Source organism: Acinetobacter sp. KB005, assembly GCF_049949095.1.
Lineage (GTDB): Bacteria > Pseudomonadota > Gammaproteobacteria > Pseudomonadales > Moraxellaceae > Acinetobacter > Acinetobacter calcoaceticus.
Genome location: NZ_CP188191.1, coordinates 1,744,519 through 1,767,394, shown reverse-complemented (window position 1 = coordinate 1,767,394; position 22,876 = coordinate 1,744,519). Strand labels below are relative to the sequence as shown.

Here is a 22,876-nt window from a genome sequence, read left to right as displayed (position 1 = left end):
TTCATAATAAGTGAAAACCACTTTCCGCCATAGCCGCAAAAGGACGCAATGAACGTACGAAATAGCGTACATCATCCTTTTTGCGAATAGTCTCTAGCACCAAATAAAGCTGTCCCTACACGTACCATGGTTGAACCTGCGGCTATTGCAGCCTCTAAATCACCTGACATTCCCATGCTTAAAGTATCCCAGTCTTCAGGGTGAGCATGTTTTTCTCTCACCTCATCAAACAAACGCTTGGCATCTGCAAAAGCGGCAGTATTATCAGGTGCAGGAATCACCATCAAACCGCGTAGTCTGATTTTGGGTAATTGGCTAATTTGAGCAACTAACTCGGCAACCTCATCTGGTGCACAACCATCTTTACTATCTTGCCCGTCAATATTCACTTGCAAACAAATATTTAAGTCAGATTGATCTTGAAGCCTTTGATTAGATAATCGTTCAGCAATAATTAAACGATCTACACCGTGTACCCAATCAAATTTTTCAGCCAAATTTTTAGTCTTGTTCCGCTGAACATGACCAATAAAGTGCCATTCAATTTCTAAATCTTGTAAAGCTTCAATTTTTTCCAAAGCTTCCTGTAAATAGTTTTCGCCAAATGCTCTTTGCCCTGCTGCATACATTTCACGCAAACTTTCACTTGCATGTGTTTTTGATACGGCTAAAAGTTGCACAGTTTCAGGCGCACGCTGAGCATGTTCACAAGCACGCTGGATTTGCTGTAATACGTGCTGTCGCGCATCTTGCAGGTAATTCATTGACAAGGTTCTCATTTTCAAAAAACTTTTTTGCTTTTCACCTAAAGCGAGGTGTTGGTAAGCCTCAGTGAAAGCCGTATATTATTCTACAAAATAATGACATATTTTGATTTACTTGGGGAAATTATGGATATTACAGAGCTACTCGCTTTCTCTGTGAAAAATGGCGCGTCCGATTTACACTTATCTGCTGGCATGCCACCAATGATTCGCGTGGATGGCGAAGTCCGTCGCATTAACTTACCAGCTTTAGACCACAAAGATGTTCACCGCCTAGTCTATGACATCATGAATGATAAACAACGTCGTGACTATGAAGAAAAGCTCGAAACAGACTTTTCTTTTGAAGTTCCAAATGTTGCGCGTTTTCGTGTCAATGCATTTAACCAGAACCGCGGTGCGGGCGCAGTATTTCGTACCATTCCATCAAAAGTACTCACGATGGAAGATTTAGGCTTAGGGCAAATCTTTAAAGATATTTGTGATTACCCACGTGGCATTGTGTTAGTTACAGGACCAACAGGTTCGGGGAAATCAACCACGCTTGCAGCGATGATGGACTATATCAACGAAAATCGTTATGACCATATTTTAACAGTTGAAGACCCAATCGAATTTGTACACCAGTCGAAGAAATGTTTGATTAACCAGCGTGAAGTACATCGTGATACGCATGGCTTTAATGAAGCACTACGTTCGGCACTGCGTGAAGACCCCGATATTATTTTAGTCGGTGAGATGCGTGACCTTGAAACCATTCGTTTAGCACTTACCGCTGCTGAAACTGGTCACTTGGTATTTGGTACGCTCCATACGACTTCTGCTGCAAAAACCATTGACCGTGTGATTGACGTATTCCCTGCCGAAGAAAAAGACATGGTTCGTGCCATGTTATCTGAATCTTTACAGGCTGTTATTTCGCAAACCCTACTTAAAAAGAATGGCGGCGGACGTGTCGCAGCACATGAAATTATGATTGGTATTCCTGCCATCCGTAACTTAATTCGTGAAAATAAAGTCGCACAAATGTATTCATCAATTCAGACTGGTGCAAATCATGGCATGACGACACTCGACCAAAGCTTAAAAGGTTTGGTATCTCGTGGTGTGATTAGCCCACAAACTGCACGTACTGCTGCAAAACAGCCTGAATCCTTCCTATAAAAATAATTAGAGAATAAATATGGATTTTAATGACCTACTCAACCTCATGGTTGAAAAAAAATCATCCGACCTTTTTATTACAGATGGTGTTGCGCCATCTATGAAAATTAACGGGCAAATTGTTCCAATTTCAAAAAATAGTCTTTCAGGGGATGTTATTGGCCAACTATTACATTCCATCATGAGCGAAAAGCAGCGCAAAGAATTTGCGGACACTCGTGAATGTAACTTTGCCATTATGAACCGTGATAAAACGGCCCGCTTTCGTGTGAGCGCTTTTCAGCAGCGTGACATGCCAGGCATGGTACTACGTCGAATTGAAACTAAAATTCCTTCCATTGATGACTTGCAGTTACCGCCCGTTCTTAAAGATTTATCAATGACCAAACGCGGCATCATTATTTTTGTTGGTGCAACAGGTACTGGTAAGTCGACTTCATTGGCTTCAATGATCAGCTATCGCAATCACAATACTAAAGGTCATATCATTACCATTGAAGACCCAATCGAGTTTATTCATGAACATGCGGGCTGCATCATTACCCAACGTGAAGTCGGGATCGATACAGACTCATTTGAAATTGCTTTAAAGAATACTTTGCGACAAGCACCGGATGTAATCTTGATTGGTGAGATTCGATCTCGTGAAGTTATGGACTACGCGATTGGCTTTGCTGAAACAGGTCACCTTGTATTGGCTACGATGCACGCTAACAACGCCAACCAAGCGCTCGATCGTATTATTCACTTCTTTGAAAGTGACCGCCACAGTCAGCTTTACATGGACTTATCGCTTAACTTAAAGGCCATGATTGCGCAGCAACTTATTCCAACACCAGATGGCAATTCACGTCGTGCAGCCATTGAGATTTTGATTAACTCGCCATTAATTTCAGACTACATTCGTAAAGGCGAAATTCATGAAATTAAAGATTTAATGAAACGTTCGCGTGAACTGGGTATGCAAACCTTTGACCAAGCATTGTTTGATCTCTATAAAGCAGGCCAAATTACCTATAAAGATGCATTAAAACATGCCGACTCACCGAACGATTTGCGTTTGACCATTAAGCTTGCCGAAGAAGGACCTGATCAAATTGCAGGCACAAATCAGCATTTAACCTTCGACCGACAGTAATTTCTTCATAAAAAAAGGAAGGTTAAACGTAACCTTCCTTTTTTATTTGTTTTCTTTATGTGAAAACGATTATTTCTTGCGCAACACTTCCTGACACTCAGGTTCGTTACAGTAACCGTAGAGGTTTAATGAGTGACCTGTTAAGGTAAACCCATGTTGTTCTGCTACAGCATGCTGTTCCTTCTCGATAACATCATTAGTAAATTCAATAACTTTGTTGCAATTATAGCAAACCAAATGATCATGATGATCTTCTTGCATAATTTCGAAAACAGAATGATTATTTTCGAAATGATGGCGCTGAATGATACCCGCAGCTTCAAATTGTGTTAACACACGGTAAACTGTCGCAAGACCGACATCTTCCCCTTGTTCTAACAAAGTCTTGTAAATATCTTCAGCACTAAGATGATGTTGCTTTGAATTTTCTAATAATTCCAAAATCTTAATTCGTGGAAGGGTAACTTTAAGTCCAGCTTTGCGCAAATCTTGATTGGAAATAGGCATGAAAAAAGGTCTCTCAACAAATCTCAAGTTGGAATAGGCAATAGAATTTAGATGAAGTATGATCTATCCTTTGATCAAATGCATCATAATTTATTGGGATAGTGTAGCAAAATGCAAAAACTCGTGCTGACGTTATTAGTCACTTCACTCCTTGCTGGTTGTTCAATCTTTGGTGTATATAAGGTTGATATTCCTCAAGGGACTCCTTTGACCAAAGCTCAGGCCTCTCAAGTACAAGTCGGCATGAATTTCCAGCAAGTGCGTTTTTTGCTTGGTAGTCCAACTGTGACTGATCCCCTCAATCCTCAACGCTGGGACTACATTTACAACTATATCCCGGGAACTTATGCTAAAAAGGCAAAAATTCCTGCAGCACATGGTCAGCATTTAAAAATTTACTTTGATGGCACTGGCACAGTAACTAAAATTGAAGGTTTAGAAACTATTCCAGAATCGCAACCAGGTTTACCTGCTTCTAAAGAAGCGATTTTAACTGCCCCACCACTATAATCGTTTTTTCTAATAAAAATAAACCCCTCAAGTGAAATACTTCGAGGGGTTTTATTTATGGGACTTATTACTTTAAGCGATTACTTTTAATATATCGTCCCACAGGATTCTTCTCAGCGCGGTTACGGCGTATATCTTTAGGGTTAATAGTTAAAGGTCTATAGACCTCTACCCGATCACCTGCTTGCAAAATCGCATGTGCCTCAACTTTTGCACCAAAGATGCCAAGTTGTAATGGCTCAGACAAACTTACCTGTGTCTGCAAACCACTTGCCTCAACCGCTTGTAATGCAGTCATACCAGCTTCAAATGGAATAGCAACTAAAAACTGTTGCTCTGGGGCTGCAAAAGCAACCCACACTTGCTGAGCTTTTTCCATCAGATCATTTGTCCAATGACTGCAATCATGGCAATGACAATTGAAAGCGGTAAAACAATACGCACTGCAATACGCCACAAGTTATAGAACAACTCATTGCTAAAATTCATAGATTTACGCAAGTGGCTAATTTTCATAATCCAACCAGCAAAAATTGCATAGATGAGGCAAATGAGTAATCCCCAAAGCATCAAAATCAGCGTAAAGATGCCATGAAGTTCAGGCACAGCCCAAACCGCAATTGCCAAAATAATGACAACCCATTGTAAAACGTACATCAGTTGACGTTGAGCAAGCTGTTCTTTGGCAAGTTGAATAAACAGAGCTGTTGTCATTACCGCAGTAAAAATCCAGGTAAAAACAGGAAGCTGTGCTTGAAGAGAAAAGAAACCAAACGCGACGACAGCAATTAACTGAGCCAACCAGATTGGAAGTGCAGTTTTTGTGGCACCTTCTTGAGAGTGAATTACAGACAAGCTATTTTGCCAGTAAAGGCCTAAGCCTAAACCACTTGCAACAAGTGCAAGTACGGTCGCATTACCCCATTCTTTAAACTCAACATTTGTCCAATGCCAAGGCTGTAAAGTCGTTCCCATTGTATTAGCTAAAACAAGAGAAGCGATTACGCCGACTGTCATTAGCACAATTAAAATCTGACGCGGAATAAAAGATAAAATTAAAGCTGCAACAGCAAGACCAGCAAAAACAATTTGTCCAGAAACACTATTATTGAGCTGTGCTGTCAGTAAGTTGCCAGCAGTACTCAGTACATTCCCGGCTAAAAATGGAATAAAAATAACCGCAAGCCAACCAGCCAAACGCCATTTTGGTGAACTATCTGCTTCACGAGTTAAACTTGATAAAGCATTTAAGGCAGTAGTCTTAGACCGTTTTGCTAAGGCAATTTCCAAATAACAAACTGGCAGAGCCAATAACAGCATTGTGCCTAACCACAATAACCAGAAATCGATTTGACGATCAATCTGGATTCCCATAGCGGGTGCCAATGTCGCCATAATGATGAAAGATAAGCAAAACGCCATCAGGGGCGATAACCATCGTGACATAGGTATGTCCTGCATTATGCATTCCTTGAAAAAGACTATAGATATTTTGCCCGTCTCATGCCTGAAAATCAAAGTTTGCTCAATAAAAAAAGCAAACTACCGAAACGATAGTTTGCTGCGCTAACTAAAATTATAAGTTTTGTTATTTAAGTTATGCGAAAAACCGAGCAAACCAGTTTTTCCCTTTCTTCTTTTCTTTTTCTCTAATAATTCCCATCATGTTTTCTTTTACTGCCCCCACATAATCAGCATCGTCATGTTGAATATGATTGATTAACCATTTTGCTAAAATTTCTTGTAGCTCTTTTTCAACAGTATGTCCCATTTCAAAACGCTCACGATATAACTCTATTTTTTTAATAAACAAATCATGAACACGTTTATGTGGTACACGATATTTATAATCAGCTTCCTCTTGCAAACTTTCTTCGAAAGTAAAATGTGATTGCGTATAATCAATAATGTTGTCTAAAACGTCTTTAATACGACGTCTATCTTCATCATCTTTTACATCATCAATTTCATTAATATAATCAAGTATTCGTTTATGTTGTTCATCAATAACCTCAATACCCGTATTATATTCTGAAGCCCATTTCATTTTCATACATCTCCCCAATGATGTTCAATGACTGTTGCATAAACCTCATGATATATTTAAAGAATATAAATAAAAACAAAGCTATTTTGTCGGCTTTATCATATAAAAATTATATTTAAGTCAAGTTATTGTTTTTATTTGTTTTTTAAAAAATTAACCAACTAAAATAATAAAGTATTTTTTAAACAAAATACCTTACTATTAAATGTGAAATATATATAAATATCTCTATTCATACATTTTAAATATACTTTATATTAATACTGATCTGCACGAGTAATACGTTTAAGCTCTGGATTTTCCTGCTCGCGTTTTAATCTTTCTACCTGAGTAATTGCTTTTTTAATCGGCTTACCATGTTGAAATAAAATCATTTCACCTGGTTGATAAGCAGTCCAGTTTTCATTATGTGTTAAAGGTTCTGTCGTTATAACTGCCACACGATCTTCAGGTGTAGTGACCTGACTAAAATCAACCTCAACATCTAAGTCAATTAAATGAGCCTGATTAAATGGATATTCTCGAACCAACCAATGTAATTTAGTTATCGCGTAACTAAATAATGCCTTCCCATTCGACAAACAATAATTAAATGTGCCGTATTCAGCAATTTGTGGAGAAATTTTTTCTAATACTTCAAATATCTCATCAAGACTCGGTTCTTCATAACCGAAAGCTTCAACCAGTTGATCAAGCAAATAACAAAATGCACGTTCACTGTCTGTATTACCCACAGGGGTAAAACGTCCACTTAGTGGTGGATTAAAATCATGTAAATCACCATTATGGGCAAAAATCCAATGACGCCCCCACAACTCTCTAATAAAGGGATGAGAGTTTTCTAATGTAATTTTACCTTGAGTTGCTTTACGGATATGCGCGATCACGTTACGCGATTTGATAGGATAATTACGGATAAGATCGGCAATTGGAGATTCAACTGCCGATTGGTTATCGACAAATAGTCGGCAAGCTTTGTCTTCGAAAAATGCGATACCAAATCCATCACTATGATCTGAGGTAATTCCTGCACGCTGTGAAAAACCACGGAAAGAAAAAGTGATATCCGTTGGTGTTGCACAATTCATTCCTAATAGCTGGCACATATCGCTTTTAAACTACTTCTAATTACCTCATATACTCTATTGTGCATGAGAGTAAAATTGCTTGCAAATCTCAATATGTGCTGGCTATTAGAAAATAAGACATATTATTAACGCTGCCCCATTTTATTCATGACAAATGAAGTCGCCACTTTATTCACTTCCAGAAATACAAAATAATCTAGACAGTTAAATTCTTCATCAAAAAATGCCTGTTTAGATAGTTTTGACTGCATGCTCAAATACATTTGGAACAATTTTGGCATACGCTCATCTTGTGGAAAACTGAACTCAGGATATTCAGGTTCATAGATTTTTTTCGAACGAATATCAATTGTTTTGCTTTCAGATAATTGCTGGATCTGGCGATGTGTGTAGTACGCTCTAGCCAAATTATCTTGCAAATGAATACTGACACAGCCCATCAAATATTTAGCGCGCATTGACCATAATACTTTCGGTGCAAGGTTTAACCACAGCATCGACAATGCTTTACCATTACGAAAGCGAGGATGGACACACGTACGCCCTATCTCTAACACATTAGGAAGGTGCGATAACTGAGGAACAATATCAAACTCATGTGCGCTGTAGCTTTGTGCTATCTCATGACCTTGAAATAATTTTAGACGGGTATACGCTACAATTTCTCCAGTCCACTTTTCACGTAAGACTGCATGCTCGCAACCAAAATCATAAATGTCTTGATCTAAGTTATCTTCAAAATGAATTCCAAATTGTTGGCTAAATTGTTGTGCACGGAATCGTTGTACATCTTGTAATTCTTTTAAATTATCAACCCATTCAAAACGAAATTGTGTCTGATTTATTGCTTTATTACGATTTAAAGGTAAAGTCCAGGTTTGGCGATATTGATTAAATTTTTCCAGCATAATGAACGCTCCTAGTGACACCCCTTACACTAGTCAAAGCTCATGACAAAAAAATGACCAAATTAAAATGGTATAAAAAAAGACCACCTAGAGTGATCTTTTTATTGAGAATAACAGTTTTATTAAGCAGTTTTTGCGCGATTAGAAATCAGTGTTCCAACCCCATGATCAGTAAAGATCTCAAGCAATGTTGCATGTGGTACGCGACCATCAACAATATGCGCACTAACAACGCCGCCTTTAACAGCATCAAGTGCACAACCTACTTTAGGAATCATACCGCCATAGATCACGCCTGTTTCAATGAGGCGGTCAACTTCTTGCGTAGTAAGGCCAGTTAACAGATTTTTGTTTTCATCCAGCACGCCACTAATGTTTGTGAGCAAGATTAATTTTTCAGCACCTAATGCTTCTGCAACCTTACCTGCCACTAAATCAGCATTAATATTATAAGTATTGCCTTCTTCATCTACACCTAATGGTGCAATAACTGGAATAAAGTCACTTTGGGTAAACATTTCCAGCACATCTGTTTTAACGCCAGTTACTTCACCAACCATACCTAAATCAATATGTTTGATAGAACCGTCTTCTTCTTGCTTTTCCATAAGTAATTTACGAGCACGAAGTAAATTACCATCTTTACCTGTTAAACCAATGGCACGGCCGCCATGTTTATTAATCAAGTTAACAATCGATTTATTTACACTACCACCTAATACCATTTCAACCACTTCCATGGTTGCAGCATCAGTTACACGCATACCGTCAATACGGTCAGACTCGCGGCCTAACTGCTTTAAAAATGAGTCAACTTGTGGCCCACCACCGTGAACAACAATCGGATTTAACCCTACCGTTTTAAGTAAAACGATGTCTCGGGCAAATGAACTTTCTAGCTCCGGATCAGTCATCGCGTTGCCACCGTATTTCACCACCAGCGTTTTACCAGTAAAGCGTTGAATATACGGCAAAGCTTCAATCAAGATTTTTGCTTTGTCGACACCGATATGCTGATGTTGGGGCATTACGCCTCTCCTTACTTAGGCCTCTGAAAGTTCTTGTGCAATTTGCGGATAGTGCTCTTGCAACATATCTACAAATTTTTGCTGGATTTCCTTTAATCGTAAAGGATTATCTGCGTCAAATCTTACTGTAAAATATTCACCAGTATTTGATGCTCGAATAATGCCAAAACCATCATCAAAATCAAGACGTACGCCATCGATTTTACTGATGCGAGCACCTAAACGATGACTTAAAATTTCAATATCTTGTAATACATACTTTGGATCGGACTGATACGTACCAATATAGGTATCTTCTGTACAACATCTTTCTGGATAAGGAGCAAACAATTCGGAAATTGTTGTAGCATCAGATTGGGTAAAATATTCCATTACACGTAATGCAGCATATAAACCGTCGTCATAGCCAAAACCACGCCCATCATTAAAAACGTAGTGGCCTGCATATTCTCCACCAAAAATGGCGCGTCCATTCGACTGAGATAAATAAGCCCGCAAGAAACTACTTCCCGTACGGATCATTTTTGCTTTTCCGCCGAGTTGTTCGACCGTTTTTTGAACCATGCGTGAACATTTCACATCGAAAACAATTTCTTGCTCAGGGTGATGCTCTAGACACATCTGCGCAAAAAGTGATAACAAACGGTCTGCTGTCAATATCTGGGCTTTTTCATCGACTAAAACAACACGGTCACCATCACCATCAAGGGCAATGCCAATATCTGCCTGCTGCTCAACAACTGCTTTACGCAAATTAGTTAAGTGAGCTGCATGCGAAGGGTCTGGTGCATGGTCTGGAAACTCTCCATTTGGATGGGTTCGTAAAGCAATCACTTCACAACCCATTTTTTCCAATATTAATTTTGAGCAGTGTCCAGCAGAGCCATGTAAACCATCTAAAACAACTTTTAAAGGACGTTTTAACTGAATATCTTTAAAAATGGCTTGCTGATATTTTTGGCAAAACTCAGCTTTAAATTGAGGTGCAGTTAACTCCAGTACAGAAATTGAATGGGCTGGTACATAAGTTTGTGCTTCTTCACCCACCTGCTGAATCATTTCTGGAGACGGCGGTTCACCTTTTAAAATCCACTTAATACCATTATCGGACTTTGGGTTATGGCTTGCAGTCACCATAATGCCATTGCCACCAAAATCTCGCGCAATGTAATACATCATTGGTGATGAACAACAACCAATGTTTGTGACCACTAAACCCTGTTCTATTAAAATTTCTTCAATTAAGTGTGCATAGGCTGGACTTGTGAGACGGGCATCATAGCCAATCACTAATTGAGTTTGTTTTGCTTGTTTGTATTGTTGTGCCAATCCGTAGGCAATCGAACGAACAACGTCCGCGGTTAAGTAAGAAAGTTTGCCTCTAATATCGTAAGCACGAAAAATACTTTTTGGAAATGAGTGTCTTACATTCATAGTGTATCTTCTATTTAAAGATCAATCCGATCTATCGCAAAAACATAGATTATTCAAAATTTTTGAAAGGTTTGTTTGCTAAAAAAGTTAAAAGAATATGAGTAAAGCGTGTTGTAATATAATCCATTGTAACATTCAAGATGTAAAAAGAAACGCCTGTTCAACAGGCGTTTGATTTTCGTTAATATTTTCAAAAAACTTATTGTTTGCCTGTGTGACCAAAGCCACCAGCGCCACGTAAAGTTTCTTCAAATTCTTCTACTTGCTCAAATTCAGCTTGAACAACTGGAACTAAAACGTACTGTGCTAGGCGCTCACCTGGTTCTAGACGGAATGTGGTTTGACCACGGTTCCAAACTGAAACCATCAATTCACCTTGATAATCCGAATCAATCAAACCAACTAAATTGCCAAGCACGATACCGTGTTTATGACCTAAACCTGAACGCGGTAAAATTAAACCAGCAAAATTTACATCATGAATATAAATTGCCATACCTGTTTTCACTAAAACAGTTTGTCCTGGTTCAATATCAATTGCTTCATCGACGCAGGCACGTAAATCTAAACCCGCTGAACCTGCTGTTGCATAAGAAGGTAAAGGCCATTCTTTACCTAAACGCGGATCGAGCAATTTCACTTGAACTTTCATGGGATTTCCTAAAAATTAAAAAATTAACGCTTTAATAAAGCTTTTAAATTTGCCAGATATTGTTGAGCCTGTTCTTTAGGGTCAACATTAGCCGCAATTTTCTTTTTGCGCCCTAACCACTCCAACTCATCTTGAGGAAGTTCATCAAGGAAACGGCTTGGGGTCATCTGTCTCATCTGCCCACCATTTTTACGCTGCTCTGCCAAAGTTAAGGTTAAACCTTGACGTGCGCGGGTAATTCCCACGTACATAAGACGGCGTTCTTCTTCAATGGTTTCTGCTGCAATTGAGTTTTTATGCGGTAAAAGTTCTTCCTCTAATCCCATAATATAAACATATGGGAACTCCAAACCTTTTGCTGCATGCAAAGTAAGAAGGTTAACTTTGTCTGTATCTTCTTCTTCCTGCTGCTGTTCTAACAGGTCAAGTAGAACCAGTTTTCGAATGACACTTTCAATGTTCTTTTCATCAACATCTTCTGCACGATTAATCAGGTTTTGAATACTGTTAAATAAATTCTCGATATTATCGAGCTTACTCTTCTCTTGTGCAGGTGTTGCAGACTGTTCACGGACGTAATCCATATAGCCAGCTTCATTCATCATTTGACGAACTTTAGGCACTGGCTCATCGTCTTCTAACAATTCACGGGTAAACGTCGCAATAAAGTCGGCAAACTCATGAAGTTGAGTTTCTGCTTTTTTAGGAAGCACCATGCTTAAACGTTGGTCAGCGGAAGCACCAAGTAAAGACAAATTATTTTCTTGTGAGAATAAACCTAACTTCTCAAGAGTAACCGGCCCAATGGCGCGTTTAGGCGTATTAATAATACGTAAGAACGCACTGTCATCTTCAGGGTTAATAATAAGACGCAAATAACTCATTACATCTTTAATTTCTGCACGAGCGAAGAATGAAGTACCGCCAGATAATTTATACGGAATTTGCATCTGACGAAGCTGTGTTTCTAATACACGCGCCTGAAAATTCCCGCGATATAACACAGCGTAATCTTTCCAGTTTTTGCCGTTCATGAGCTTATGAGTCAGTAAGTCTTTTACCACGCGCTCTGCTTCATCATCATCATTACGACACGTAATAATTCTGATGACTTCACCATGCCCTTTATCACTCCACAATTTCTTATCAAAAATATGTGGGTTATTTTGAATCACACAGTTCGCTGCTTTTAAAATACGGCTCGTTGAACGATAGTTCTGTTCAAGTTTAATAATATGTAAATTTGGGAAATCTTGTTTAAGCAAAGCCATATTTTCAGGCTTAGCCCCACGCCACGCGTAGATCGATTGGTCATCGTCACCTACTGCTGTAAACTGCCCCATCACCCCAACTAAAAGCTTGACCAAAATATACTGGGCTGTGTTGGTATCTTGATATTCATCGACCAATAAATAGCGAACACGGTTTTGCCATTTATCACGTACTTCTGCATTTTCTTGCAATAAGCGTGTTGGCATAACAATCAAGTCATCAAAATCAACTGCGTTGTAAGCACGTAAATTACGTTCATAAAGCTGATAAAGATGCGCAAACTGTACATCTTCAGGTGTTTCACAAGTCGAATGTGCTTGCTCTGGCACGATCAGATCATTTTTCCAATCTGAAATTTTCTTCATTGCCTTGGCAATTAATTCTTTACTTTCTGCACCCGACAAATTGTCGCGATGCATCAGATCCATCAAAATACGTTTACAGTCATCTGCATCTAAAATCGAAAAATTAGCTTTTAAAGGTAAATTTTTAAGTTCTAAACGTAAAAGGTTTAAACCAAAAGTATGGAAAGTGGAGACAGATAGACCTTTTGATTCTTCACGTGACAAAAGCTTGGTCACACGCTCTTTCATTTCACGTGCAGCTTTGTTTGTGAAGGTCATCGCCGTTATACGATGCGCTGGAATACGGCAATGCTGCACCAAATAGGCAATTTTACGAGTAATTACCGATGTTTTACCTGAACCAGCACCAGCAAGCACCAATAAAGGGCCCTGAGTATATTTCATGGCTTCTTCTTGCTTGTTGTTCAATTGACTGGCAGATGACATCGTGTAGTACCTCTTAATTTTTCGAGCATGATTATAGTCATCTCTGTTTTAGAATCCCAATAGTAAATCTATGGATATGTATAAATGATGTCTAATAATGCAATTTATGCGCCGCAGTTTGTCGTGGTTATTTATTGTTCAGAGCCCATAAAAAAACCACCCGAGGGTGGTTTTTAACACAATAAATTAAATCTTATTGTTTTGCATAAATGCTGATTTCTACACGGCGGTTTTGTTCACGGCCAGATGCAGTTGAGTTATCTGCGATCGGGTTAGAAGAACCATAACCTTGTGCATCGATACGGCTAGATGAAAGGCCTTTACCAGCTAAATAGTTTTTAACTGATTGTGCACGTGATTGAGATAACGGAATGTTGATAGAGTCATTACCAGTGTTGTCTGTATAACCAGTAACCAAAATCGCGCTCTTGTTATCTTCAGCCAATGTTTGAGCTACTTTGTCTAAAGTTGAATAGAAGTTTGGCTTGATGTTTGATTTGTTTGTATCAAAAGTAATGCTACCAGGCATAATCAATTGAACAGAACCATCTGGATTACGGCCAACGTCTACGCCAGTACCTGCCATTTGTTGACGTAATTTTTTCTCTTTCTGGTCAAGGTATACGCCACCAGCGGCACCAAGAACTGCACCAATTGCTGCAGCACGGTTATTTTGACGGCTTGAGTTTGCACTTGACTTAGAAATACCGTAGCCAGCTGCTGCTCCAATTAGAGTACCTAATGCGGCTTTATCGTATTCAACGCCACCAAGATTATTACCAGTTGTTTGACAACCAGATAGTACTACTGCTGCCCCTACCACTGTTGAAATAACTAATGCACGCATTGCATGCCTCCTCACTTTGTGTGTTTTGTTGTCTGGATGAATAATGAAACAAAAACGAAGTATAAAACATTGATATTTTGTTAATAATAAACACTTTAGTTACTTTTTTGTAATATTTTGATGCACTTTCAGATGCTAGCTCATCACAATTTCTTCATTGTTGGCTAAGATGTCGTTGTATTTCATATTATGACAGTTATAGTTAAACAACTTTTCTATGGATTTTAGACATTCGGGGTCATTTATATGTCAACTGCACCCAATAAGCAATCTACGCTAAAAAAAATTACACGTGGACTCACTGTAGGTACAGTCATTACAGGAAGTACGTTTTTTCATGGTCCACCTGTTTTAGCATTAGGTCTGACAAAGCTCTTAAAAAAATCAAAAATGATTGATGAAACGAATATCCAAATCGCAAATAATTGGATAGACGTTAACAACAAACTTATCAATAAAGTATTACCCCATCTTAAATGGGATATCACCATCGAAGAGGGCCTTGACCTAAATATGCAAGGTCGCTATCTCATGACTTGTAATCATCAAAGTTGGGTAGATACGACGGTAAACCAATATTTCGGTTTAACCCGCATGCCACTCACCCGCTTTTTTACTAAATGGGAACTCATCTTTATTCCTTTCGTTGGGCAAGCATTTAAAATTTTAGGCTTCCCAATGATGAAACGTCACACCAAAGAACAGGTTGCAAAAAATCCTGAACTCAAAGACCGTGACATGATGGAAGCACGTAAAGCCTGCGAGCAGCTTTTAAGTCAGCCCTTTACATTATTGAATTATTTAGAAGGTACTCGTTTTACTCAAGAAAAACATGACCAGCAAAAATCACCATATAAGCATTTGCTTAAACCCAAAGCAGGTGGTTTAGCACTTGCATTAAATATCTTGGGTGACAAAATTGATGCCTTGGTTGATATGACGATTGTCTACCCAAATGGTGTACCTGGATATAGTGATTTCTGGCTAGGTGATGTTTCAAAAATTGCGGTAAATTTGCGTAAAATTGAAATTCCAGATTGGGTTCTTGGTGGAAACTATGAAGATGACGCGGTTTACCGTGAACGTTTCCAGCAATGGGTTCATGAAATTTGGACCGAAAAAGATCAACTTATTGAGCAAATGAAGTCTCAATCTCTCACTACAAACCTTTAAAAAGCACCCGTTATTATGCAAAACAGTTCTGGGAAAAAAACGAAATATCACCATGTAGATCCAAATAGTCTTTCATTTAGACTGTTTTTAATCTATGACATCTTTATGGTGTTCATTATCATTTTTAACCTGTTCTGTTTGGCTGCAAATTTCTTTTTAATGAGCAGTATCGGGGCATGGTTCTTCGAACACATTCATTTGCCCCAAGTACTAAGCTTTTACCGCAATTCTCTACACCCATGGGTAATCACATCAGAAGCATGGTTTATTGGTTTTTTAATTGTTGAGTTACTTGTTCGCTGGAGCATTGCAATCATCAATAAACACCATAAACGTTGGTTCTTTTTCCCTTTTATTCACTGGTATGAAATTTTAGCCATTATTCCTCAGCTTCGTTTTTTACGTTTATTTCGAGCAGGGATTATTGCTTATCGTTTACATGAGCTGGGCTATCCGGTTGTTCCGCCAAGCTGGCGAAAGACAGGTTTGTTTTACTATCGCGTCGTGATGGAAGAGCTGTCCGATCGTGTTGTTATTACGGTAATTGATGGTATTAGATATGAACTTGAAACCAGTTCTAGCCATAAACAAATTATTCACGACTTGGTTAATCATCATCGTGAACAATTTACTGTCACCCTAACAGCATTATTACAAGAGTCTTTAGCCACTGCTTTAAAAGAACAAAAGCCAGCAATTACAAAAGGCGTTGGGAAAATTGTAGATCAAGCTATTATTGATACACCGGAGCTAACCCAGTTATTACGCTTAATTCCTTTAGTGGGCGGTCGCATTGAGCAACAGATTCAAAGCATTGGTCAAAGATTAGGTGAAAATATTAGTGCAGGTTTAATTGAACCTTTAATTGAGGGTTCATCGGCGCACCCAAATCCGACTTATCAATTAATTTCTCAAAAAGTGAGTGAAATAAATATTAATAATCGTCAGCTTGAGCAATTGGTTGAATCTGTCGTGTTCGAGACACTCGAGTCTGTACGAAAACAAGTCAAGGTCAAACAATGGCAACAAACGCTTGCGGAGTATGATCGAATCAAAGAATAAGCATTTACTTAATTTTTTATGAATCTCGCTAGAGAATTGGCACAAATTGTTCTAGCATTTGCCCTATTTACAATAAACTTAACGCTATTACAGCTCGTTTAACGCCTTGAAGGAAGACTTATGGCTGATATACGGATTACCGGCAGAATGGTTAACTTTAGCAGGATAACCTTCGATACCAATGATCATGATGTGATCCGCCAGCAATTATCAAATATATTAAATGAAGGTTCCTATCATGGAACTTTAGTGATTATTGACAGTACAGTTGAGCAAGAATTAATTGCATTAATTCAACTTCTGGTGAGCTTAGGTTTGCAGCCTATGGCGGTAATCGATGGTATTTTAGGAGATGAAGCTCGCGCTATTCAATTCCCTGTTTTGCCGGCAGATCAACCATTACAGCGTATTAAAGCCACAACCGAACAAGTCGCGATTGTAGAAAAACCAGCTACCGCTCCCGCCTCGTCTTCAGCAGAAACAAAAAAACCACTAAACAAGATAGCGGTTGCCCATATTACCTCTTATCATGATGAAATTTTGCGTACAGGCCAATCCCTCGTACAAGATAACGGCGATATTATTTTGAAAGCTGGCATGAATAGTGGTTCTGAAGTTATTGCATCAGGAAATATACATATTTATGGCACAGTTCGTGGTAGAGTCATTGCTGGTGCGGGCGGGCACGCAGCTGCACGCATTTTTTGCCAATCTTTAGAGGCTGAGCTCGTTTCCATTGCCGGAACGTATTGTGTCGCAGATGATATCCCTAAACATGTGGTAAAAAAGCCAGTACATATATATTTAAATGAAAAGCAAGAGCTTGAATTTGAAGCGATTGAACTTTAGTTTATTAAGTAAATCACCAAAAAACAGCCCTTTTAAGGGTGTATGACCATAATAGGAGTGGATTCGGTGGCCAAAATTGTTGTCGTAACATCAGGCAAAGGTGGTGTAGGTAAAACTACAACGAGCGCATCTTTTGCAACAGGTTTAGCCCTTCGTGGTCATAAAACTGTTGTGATTGATTTTGATGTAGGCTTACGTAACCTTGATTTGATTATGGGTTGTGAGCGTCGTGTTGTTTATGATTTTGTCAATGTTATTAACAACGAAGCACGTCTGCAGCAAGCCCTTATTCGTGATAAAGATATCGAAAACCTTTATATTTTACCGGCTTCACAAACACGTGATAAAGATGCGTTGAGCGACGAAGGTGTTGCTCGTGTTATTGATGAGCTATCTCAAGAATTTGATTACGTTATTTGTGACTCACCTGCGGGTATTGAACGTGGTGCGATTTTAGCCATGTATCATGCAGATGAAGCAATCATTGTAACGAACCCTGAAATCTCTTCAGTACGTGACTCTGACCGCATTATTGGTATGTTAGATAGCAAAACCAAAAAAGTTGAACAAAACGAAGGACGTATACGTAAACATTTATGTATTACTCGTTTTAACCCTGAACGTGCTGACCGTCAGGAAATGCTAACAATTGATGATATTTCTAAAGATATTCTACGCGTACCGACATTAGGTGTTATTCCAGAATGTCCAAGTGTATTACAAGCATCAAACGAGGGTAAGCCAGTAATTCTATATTCAGAAACTAAAGCTGGTCAGGGTTATGATGATTTGGTTGCACGCTTTCTTGGCGAAGACCGTCCTTATCGACACATCACAGCTCAACCTAAAGGCTGGTTAGCACGACTATTTGGAGCGTAGTTATGGCAGGATTCTGGAGTAAATTATTTAGCAGTGACGAAAAGCCATCAAGTGCTCAAACTGCAAAAGATCGTTTGAAAGTTATTGTTGCTTCTGAACAAGGTTTAGGCCGCCGTTTAAGCCAAGACAAGATTGATCAGATGAAGAAAGAAATCATGCAAGTGGTCAGTCGTTATGTAAGTGGTGTAGGTGAACAGCATATCCAAATGCAGGTTCGCTCTGAAGCAAATATCGAAATGTTAGAAATGAATATCAATTTACCTGAAGAACGATAATTCTATTTCTGACTATTCAATAAAACAGAATCAAGGCAAAATAACGCAAGTTATTTTGCCTTTTTTAAAACTGAGGAGATTGTCATGGCATTATCACAGCCAGCAACTTTCAATGAAGAATGGTCCGATGAGCGTGTTTTTGCCTACCTCAACCAACTTCCGCCAACGGGTGTGAACGCAGATTTTCATGTGCTCTACCATGCATTCAAACATATGCGTCCAACAGACTATGAACGTCTTTTGACTCAATTTATTGCGGACGGACGCGATATTAATGCCAAAGACCCGGAAGGCCAACGCATCCATGATGTGATCGCCAAATTTCCACGTCAATCGGTACCCTTTTTAGAAGTTCTAGCAAAGTTTGCTTAAAAATAAAAAGCCTCTTAAAGAGGCTTTTTTTTACCTAAATTTATCGATTGCCAATCAGGAAAATACCAAACACCGTAAAAATACCGCCTGAAATACCATCAATCCATTTTGAAAAATTACGATAAGCTGATCTAAAACTCGGTAATGAAAAAATAAAAGTCACAAAGCAGAACCATAAAATCGTTTCAACCGTGACAATAATAAACAGTAACCAATGAACCTGATCAAGTTGAGGATTGGCTAAAAATAAAGAGAAAACACTACCAAAATAAATAACAGCTTTAGGATTTGATAGATTCGTTATAAGACCTTTAATAAAAAATAAGTAAGGTGCTTTGGGTAGCTCGACAGCAACAACATCTTCTTGCTGATTTTTTGAAAATGCTGAACGTAACATTTGATAGCCCAGCCAACACAGATATAAGCCACCAGCAATGAGTAAACCTTGCTTTAACCAAGCCATTTTCTCAAAAATAAGATTTAATCCCATCAGTGCCAAACAAGCCCAAAACATAACACCTGCTGTTATGCCAGCAACCACTAACATAGCGTCTTTACGTGATCGACTAATCGCTGTTTGAGATACAAGGAAAAAATCAGGCCCTGGAGTAATAAGTGCACAAAAATGGATAAAAGCTAAAGTAATCAGAGCGAGTAACATGTTTTCCTCCAGATTTAATTCATTGTTATTTATTTAGGAAAAATACATTAGCATTTTTTACTATACGATAAAATCTTTAAGTCATTTTATGGAAATGTTTATTTTTATTTAAATCATAAAAAAAGCCTCCGAAGAGGCTTTTAGCTATTTCATATTAAACCAATATATCTCGCTTACCATTAGGGCCCATTGCGCTCACAATGCCATTCTCTTCCATTTGGTCAATGATACGAGCAGCACGGTTATAACCAAGGCTAAATTTACGCTGTAGCGATGAAGTAGAAGCTTTACGTGTTTCTAAAACAAATGAAACACATTGGTCATAAAGTGCATCACGGTCAGAACCACCCTCACCCTCGTCAAAACCACGTGAAGTCGGTTCTTCATCAAATGGAGTCAAGATTTCATCGACATAGTCTGGTTCGCCACGTTCACGCCAAGCATCACATATGCGGTTTACTTCATCATCACTAATGAATGCACCATGCACACGCTCAGGCTCGATTTTACCAGGCCCCAAGAACAGCATATCACCATGGCCTAACAGATCTTCTGCACCACCTGCGTCCAAGATTGTACGCGAGTCGATTTTACTGTTTACACGTAGTGCTACACGCGTTGGAATATTGGCTTTAATCAAGCCCGTGATCACATCAACAGACGGACGTTGAGTTGCAAGCAATAGGTGAATACCAGCAGCACGAGATTTTTGCGCTAAACGCGTAATCATTTCCTCTGCTTTTTTACCGACCTGCATAATCATGTCGGCGAACTCATCTGCCACAATCACAATAGATGGTAACGGTGTTAAACGAGGCGCACGTTCTTGCGTTGCAGAGTCACTTGGTTTCCAAGTTGGATCAATTAGATCTTCCCCATTCGCAATTGCTTCTTCAACTTTACGGTTGTAGTCACTTAATTTACGAATTTTAAGAAATGACATCAGCTTATAGCGACGTTCCATTTCATTCACACACCAGTTCAACGCGCTTACTGCATCTTTCATGTCAGTAACGACTGGAGTTAATAAATGTGGAATATCATTATAGTTTGCAAGTTCTAGCTGTTTTGGATCGATTAAAATCAAGCGCAACTGATCAGGTGTATATTTAAGCAACATCGATAAAATCATCGAGTTTACTGCAACCGATTTACCCGAACCTGTTGTACCAGCAACTAACATGTGCGGTGCTTTCGCTAAATCAGTTAATACTGGATTACCTGAAATATCTTTACCCATTGCCATACTGATTAATGCACTTGGGTCTCGATAGGTTGGCGTTTCCAATAGCTCAATCAAACGTACCATTTCACGGGCACTGTTTGGCACTTCAATACCAATATATGGTTTACCCGGAATAACCTCTACCACACGTACAGAAGCCATCGACATTGAACGGGCTAAGTCACGTGAGATATTCGTTACCTTAGATGCTTTAACCCCCGGTGCCAAATCTAACTCAAAACGGGTGACTACTGGCCCTGGCTGAGCTTCAACCACTTGAGCCTTAACATTAAATTCTTGTAACTTAATTTCAAGTAATTCAGATAAGCGCGAAAGCTGCTCTTCAGTAAAGTTAACTTTCTTATTCGGATCAACCTTATCAAGCAGCTCAAGACCTGGCAAAGTTGGTAAATCCAAACGCTTCTTGGCAACCTGCATTGCACGAGACATTGGTCGACCAGCTGCATCTGTTAATGGCGCATCTAAATCGAAATCATCTTCATCAATATCAGGATTTTCCTGAGGTTTCCCAGCAGTTTCTTGCCATGCCTCAATAAACTCTTCTTTTGAAAGTTTATCGGCCTGAATAGTCGTTTGAATAGGAGCTTTTACAAATGCTGAAGATTGCGCATAACTACTTGCTCTTACAGGTTCAGCGGGCGCAATATCTTCATCTATCAATAAGTCATCAAAATCTTCAAAAACTTGTTCATTTGCTAAATTTTTAGGTGACTGATTTACATTCGATAAAGGTGAAGAAGTTTCTTTCGCAATATTCACCGATTGCGAAGTAGGTTCTGCATCTACATGTTGCTCTTGAACAAATGGTGTATGCACATCTGTTGCAGTTTTGCTGTTTGGAACCGCAGCAAGTAATTCATCAAAAATCTCATCATCATTCCAATCAAGACCATGTAAATCTTGTTTAGGTGTAGGTTGAGTTTGATGAACTTGAGAAATTGTTTGCTGGAATTGCTCATGAGCAGGAGCTTGTTCTGTTGAATCATCAGCTGCTCTCAAAAGTGCATCAATTTCTTGCTTATGGCTCGCATCATCACGTTGTAAAGCACGCCATACCTCACCAGTAGCAACTAAACGTTGGCTGTCTTTTTCAAGCTTATGGGCTTGCTCAAGCGTATGCTCGAAGTTTTGAGTATTTGCAACTGGTGTATCAACTACAGGTTCAGGTCGGCTCTGCTCTTTTGCTAACACATCGGCAAATAAACGCTCAGCAACCGCATCATGTCGTGTTGCCGCAGATTGTGGTTGAGTACTTTCAGATTGGACTGATGCTACTTTCTCATTTGAAGCATTTGTCTCTGCATTTTCTGCAACTTTAACCGCGGCTGCTTTATTAGCAGGCTGTGTTGTTAAATCATAATCCGATTCGTTCGGTGATACGTTTTTATAAAATAAATCTTGTAAATAACTTGGTGTCGCTTTAAGCGTAATCCATGTTTTACTCCATTGCACCCCAAATGCAAGAGTAAACAAGACCACTCCGAAAACCAGTAAAAATAAGGTCGCACCGTAAATTGTTAGCAATTGAGATAAGCTCTGACCTAACTCGTAACCAATAATTCCCCCAGCTGCATTATCTAAAGTATCAGCAGGCACATTCCAGTGTAAATAAAGTAGGCTAGACACAACCAGAATTAAAAAGAATTGTGCAGCATAACGAAATGGGCGGTTTAAAAAACTACGCGGCCACCACACCTGAATTGCTTCAATGAAAAGGAAAATTGGAATAAGCAAACTTGCCCATCCTAAAAAACCAAACAGCAAATCTGCAATCCATGCACCAGCAATACCACTTGCATTGGATACTTGCTGAGTATCACTGGAAATATGCATCCAGCCCGGGTCAAATGGTGTATATGTTACTGTTGCCAGAAACATATAAATGCCAAAAGAAACCAAGAATAATGTCATCAATAAGCGCTGTGCATAAACACTCGACACCGCAGTCATATACTGTCCTGTAACCCATTTAATTATTGGTTTAGAGATGTGAAGAACTACACTTAGATCTTCAACGAATGAACTTTATATTATGCACCTGTTCTTACAAAAAAGGTGCATGATTCTTTACAGTTGTTGTTAACATGAGCCACTTCTATATTGTTATATAACTTAATTCGATTGACCTGATCAATATTATCCACATTGATTTCACGCTATTGATCGACAAATTCACGTATAATTTTCAAAATTCTCGAAATTAATAAGG

General features: G+C 38.9%; 23 protein-coding genes. 9 read left to right on the top strand and 14 right to left on the bottom strand.

Annotated features, from left to right (window positions below; translation table 11 throughout):
* Positions 1–71: 71 nt before the first annotated feature.
* On the bottom strand, positions 72–764 hold the full coding sequence (locus ACPF64_RS08630) for a YggS family pyridoxal phosphate-dependent enzyme (RefSeq protein WP_426456005.1): 693 nt from the start codon (positions 762–764) through the stop codon (positions 72–74).
* A 126-nt stretch (positions 765–890) separates the two neighbouring features.
* On the opposite strand from ACPF64_RS08630, the gene ACPF64_RS08625 reads away from it, so the two are divergent.
* Positions 891–1,928: a type IV pilus twitching motility protein PilT gene (locus ACPF64_RS08625; protein ID WP_003653239.1), complete on the top strand. Its 1,038-nt coding sequence runs from the start codon at positions 891–893 to the stop codon at positions 1,926–1,928.
* 19 nt (positions 1,929–1,947) lie between these two features.
* Complete coding sequence (locus ACPF64_RS08620) at positions 1,948–3,066, top strand: PilT/PilU family type 4a pilus ATPase (protein WP_004641663.1); 1,119 nt, start codon at positions 1,948–1,950, stop codon at positions 3,064–3,066.
* Positions 3,067–3,135: 69 nt separating this feature from the next.
* Here ACPF64_RS08620 and fur read toward each other — a convergent pair whose 3' ends face one another.
* Positions 3,136–3,573: a ferric iron uptake transcriptional regulator gene (gene fur / locus ACPF64_RS08615; RefSeq protein ID WP_003653242.1), complete on the bottom strand. Its 438-nt coding sequence runs from the start codon at positions 3,571–3,573 to the stop codon at positions 3,136–3,138.
* Positions 3,574–3,684: 111 nt separating this feature from the next.
* Between fur and ACPF64_RS08610 the strand changes: the two genes are divergently transcribed.
* Complete coding sequence (locus tag ACPF64_RS08610; RefSeq protein ID WP_003653245.1) at positions 3,685–4,083, top strand: outer membrane protein assembly factor BamE; 399 nt, start codon at positions 3,685–3,687, stop codon at positions 4,081–4,083.
* 67 nt (positions 4,084–4,150) lie between these two features.
* Here ACPF64_RS08610 and ACPF64_RS08605 read toward each other — a convergent pair whose 3' ends face one another.
* The 10 genes from ACPF64_RS08605 to ACPF64_RS08560 form a co-directional block, all read right to left on the bottom strand.
* Positions 4,151–4,462, bottom strand: coding sequence for an RnfH family protein (locus ACPF64_RS08605; RefSeq protein WP_426456004.1), 312 nt, complete (start codon positions 4,460–4,462; stop codon positions 4,151–4,153).
* Positions 4,462–5,529 (bottom strand): hypothetical protein, encoded by a 1,068-nt coding sequence (locus tag ACPF64_RS08600; protein WP_198077856.1) that lies wholly within the window; start codon positions 5,527–5,529, stop codon positions 4,462–4,464. Before ACPF64_RS08600 ends, ACPF64_RS08605 begins: the two co-directional genes overlap by 1 nt.
* 151 nt (positions 5,530–5,680) lie before the next feature.
* Positions 5,681–6,136, bottom strand: coding sequence for a bacteriohemerythrin (locus ACPF64_RS08595; RefSeq protein WP_017388663.1), 456 nt, complete (start codon positions 6,134–6,136; stop codon positions 5,681–5,683).
* 251 nt (positions 6,137–6,387) lie between these two features.
* Positions 6,388–7,236 carry a class II glutamine amidotransferase gene (locus ACPF64_RS08590; protein WP_311077318.1) on the bottom strand — a complete coding sequence of 283 codons (849 nt, stop codon included), beginning with the start codon at positions 7,234–7,236 and terminating at the stop codon, positions 6,388–6,390.
* Between the two features lie 107 nt (positions 7,237–7,343).
* Positions 7,344–8,126, bottom strand: a complete 783-nt coding sequence (locus ACPF64_RS08585) for a GNAT family N-acetyltransferase (protein WP_004641657.1) — start codon at positions 8,124–8,126, stop codon at positions 7,344–7,346.
* 122 nt (positions 8,127–8,248) lie between these two features.
* A complete protein-coding gene (gene argB, locus ACPF64_RS08580) occupies positions 8,249–9,154 on the bottom strand; it encodes an acetylglutamate kinase (protein ID WP_003653251.1) in 906 nt (301 codons plus the stop codon).
* Positions 9,155–9,169: 15 nt separating this feature from the next.
* Entirely contained in the window at positions 9,170–10,588 is a 1,419-nt protein-coding gene (locus ACPF64_RS08575) for a phosphomannomutase/phosphoglucomutase (RefSeq protein ID WP_426456002.1), read from the bottom strand.
* Between the two features lie 199 nt (positions 10,589–10,787).
* Positions 10,788–11,240, bottom strand: a complete 453-nt coding sequence (gene dut / locus ACPF64_RS08570) for a dUTP diphosphatase (protein WP_003653255.1) — start codon at positions 11,238–11,240, stop codon at positions 10,788–10,790.
* Between the two features lie 23 nt (positions 11,241–11,263).
* Positions 11,264–13,303 carry a UvrD-helicase domain-containing protein gene (locus tag ACPF64_RS08565; RefSeq protein WP_005042641.1) on the bottom strand — a complete coding sequence of 680 codons (2,040 nt, stop codon included), beginning with the start codon at positions 13,301–13,303 and terminating at the stop codon, positions 11,264–11,266.
* A 193-nt stretch (positions 13,304–13,496) separates the two neighbouring features.
* The gene (locus ACPF64_RS08560) at positions 13,497–14,150 is read right to left on the bottom strand and encodes an OmpA family protein (RefSeq protein ID WP_198496362.1); all 654 of its coding nucleotides are present in this window, start codon (positions 14,148–14,150) and stop codon (positions 13,497–13,499) included.
* 246 nt (positions 14,151–14,396) lie between these two features.
* Between ACPF64_RS08560 and ACPF64_RS08555 the strand changes: the two genes are divergently transcribed.
* From ACPF64_RS08555 to ACPF64_RS08530, 6 genes are all read left to right on the top strand, one after another.
* Positions 14,397–15,323 (top strand): acyltransferase, encoded by a 927-nt coding sequence (locus tag ACPF64_RS08555; RefSeq protein WP_426456001.1) that lies wholly within the window; start codon positions 14,397–14,399, stop codon positions 15,321–15,323.
* A 15-nt stretch (positions 15,324–15,338) separates the two neighbouring features.
* Complete coding sequence (locus ACPF64_RS08550) at positions 15,339–16,385, top strand: preprotein translocase subunit SecA (RefSeq protein WP_426456000.1); 1,047 nt, start codon at positions 15,339–15,341, stop codon at positions 16,383–16,385.
* A 120-nt stretch (positions 16,386–16,505) separates the two neighbouring features.
* Positions 16,506–17,234 (top strand): septum site-determining protein MinC, encoded by a 729-nt coding sequence (gene minC / locus ACPF64_RS08545; RefSeq protein ID WP_003653266.1) that lies wholly within the window; start codon positions 16,506–16,508, stop codon positions 17,232–17,234.
* Positions 17,235–17,300: 66 nt separating this feature from the next.
* Complete coding sequence (gene minD / locus ACPF64_RS08540; RefSeq protein WP_004641647.1) at positions 17,301–18,113, top strand: septum site-determining protein MinD; 813 nt, start codon at positions 17,301–17,303, stop codon at positions 18,111–18,113.
* A gap of 2 nt (positions 18,114–18,115) precedes the next feature.
* Complete coding sequence (gene minE / locus ACPF64_RS08535) at positions 18,116–18,388, top strand: cell division topological specificity factor MinE (RefSeq protein ID WP_003653273.1); 273 nt, start codon at positions 18,116–18,118, stop codon at positions 18,386–18,388.
* 84 nt (positions 18,389–18,472) lie between these two features.
* Entirely contained in the window at positions 18,473–18,760 is a 288-nt protein-coding gene (locus tag ACPF64_RS08530) for a PA4642 family protein (protein ID WP_127493983.1), read from the top strand.
* A gap of 40 nt (positions 18,761–18,800) precedes the next feature.
* On the opposite strand, the gene rhtC is transcribed toward ACPF64_RS08530, so the two are convergent.
* Positions 18,801–19,421, bottom strand: coding sequence for a threonine export protein RhtC (gene rhtC / locus ACPF64_RS08525; RefSeq protein WP_004641642.1), 621 nt, complete (start codon positions 19,419–19,421; stop codon positions 18,801–18,803).
* A gap of 154 nt (positions 19,422–19,575) precedes the next feature.
* The gene (locus ACPF64_RS08520) at positions 19,576–22,617 is read right to left on the bottom strand and encodes a DNA translocase FtsK (protein ID WP_017391409.1); all 3,042 of its coding nucleotides are present in this window, start codon (positions 22,615–22,617) and stop codon (positions 19,576–19,578) included.
* Positions 22,618–22,876 lie beyond the last annotated feature (259 nt).

What these genes read in the sequence shown, in the direction of transcription:
- argB (WP_003653251.1), bottom strand. Translation starts at nt 9,154, where the DNA reads ATGCCCCAACATCAGCATATCGGTGTCGACAAAGCAAAAATCTTGATT.
- ACPF64_RS08575 (WP_426456002.1), bottom strand. Translation starts at nt 10,588, where the DNA reads ATGAATGTAAGACACTCATTTCCAAAAAGTATTTTTCGTGCTTACGAT.
- fur (WP_003653242.1), bottom strand. Translation starts at nt 3,573, where the DNA reads ATGCCTATTTCCAATCAAGATTTGCGCAAAGCTGGACTTAAAGTTACC.
- ACPF64_RS08590 (WP_311077318.1), bottom strand. Translation starts at nt 7,236, where the DNA reads ATGTGCCAGCTATTAGGAATGAATTGTGCAACACCAACGGATATCACT.
- ACPF64_RS08630 (WP_426456005.1), bottom strand. Translation starts at nt 764, where the DNA reads ATGAATTACCTGCAAGATGCGCGACAGCACGTATTACAGCAAATCCAG.
- minE (WP_003653273.1), top strand. Translation starts at nt 18,116, where the DNA reads ATGGCAGGATTCTGGAGTAAATTATTTAGCAGTGACGAAAAGCCATCA.
- ACPF64_RS08565 (WP_005042641.1), bottom strand. Translation starts at nt 13,303, where the DNA reads ATGTCATCTGCCAGTCAATTGAACAACAAGCAAGAAGAAGCCATGAAA.
- ACPF64_RS08555 (WP_426456001.1), top strand. Translation starts at nt 14,397, where the DNA reads ATGTCAACTGCACCCAATAAGCAATCTACGCTAAAAAAAATTACACGT.
- ACPF64_RS08600 (WP_198077856.1), bottom strand. Translation starts at nt 5,529, where the DNA reads ATGTCACGATGGTTATCGCCCCTGATGGCGTTTTGCTTATCTTTCATC.
- rhtC (WP_004641642.1), bottom strand. Translation starts at nt 19,421, where the DNA reads ATGTTACTCGCTCTGATTACTTTAGCTTTTATCCATTTTTGTGCACTT.
- ACPF64_RS08625 (WP_003653239.1), top strand. Translation starts at nt 891, where the DNA reads ATGGATATTACAGAGCTACTCGCTTTCTCTGTGAAAAATGGCGCGTCC.
- ACPF64_RS08560 (WP_198496362.1), bottom strand. Translation starts at nt 14,150, where the DNA reads ATGCGTGCATTAGTTATTTCAACAGTGGTAGGGGCAGCAGTAGTACTA.
- ACPF64_RS08585 (WP_004641657.1), bottom strand. Translation starts at nt 8,126, where the DNA reads ATGCTGGAAAAATTTAATCAATATCGCCAAACCTGGACTTTACCTTTA.
- dut (WP_003653255.1), bottom strand. Translation starts at nt 11,240, where the DNA reads ATGAAAGTTCAAGTGAAATTGCTCGATCCGCGTTTAGGTAAAGAATGG.
- ACPF64_RS08595 (WP_017388663.1), bottom strand. Translation starts at nt 6,136, where the DNA reads ATGAAAATGAAATGGGCTTCAGAATATAATACGGGTATTGAGGTTATT.
- ACPF64_RS08610 (WP_003653245.1), top strand. Translation starts at nt 3,685, where the DNA reads ATGCAAAAACTCGTGCTGACGTTATTAGTCACTTCACTCCTTGCTGGT.
- ACPF64_RS08530 (WP_127493983.1), top strand. Translation starts at nt 18,473, where the DNA reads ATGGCATTATCACAGCCAGCAACTTTCAATGAAGAATGGTCCGATGAG.
- ACPF64_RS08520 (WP_017391409.1), bottom strand. Translation starts at nt 22,617, where the DNA reads ATGACTGCGGTGTCGAGTGTTTATGCACAGCGCTTATTGATGACATTA.
- ACPF64_RS08550 (WP_426456000.1), top strand. Translation starts at nt 15,339, where the DNA reads ATGCAAAACAGTTCTGGGAAAAAAACGAAATATCACCATGTAGATCCA.
- ACPF64_RS08620 (WP_004641663.1), top strand. Translation starts at nt 1,948, where the DNA reads ATGGATTTTAATGACCTACTCAACCTCATGGTTGAAAAAAAATCATCC.
- minC (WP_003653266.1), top strand. Translation starts at nt 16,506, where the DNA reads ATGGCTGATATACGGATTACCGGCAGAATGGTTAACTTTAGCAGGATA.
- ACPF64_RS08605 (WP_426456004.1), bottom strand. Translation starts at nt 4,462, where the DNA reads ATGGAAAAAGCTCAGCAAGTGTGGGTTGCTTTTGCAGCCCCAGAGCAA.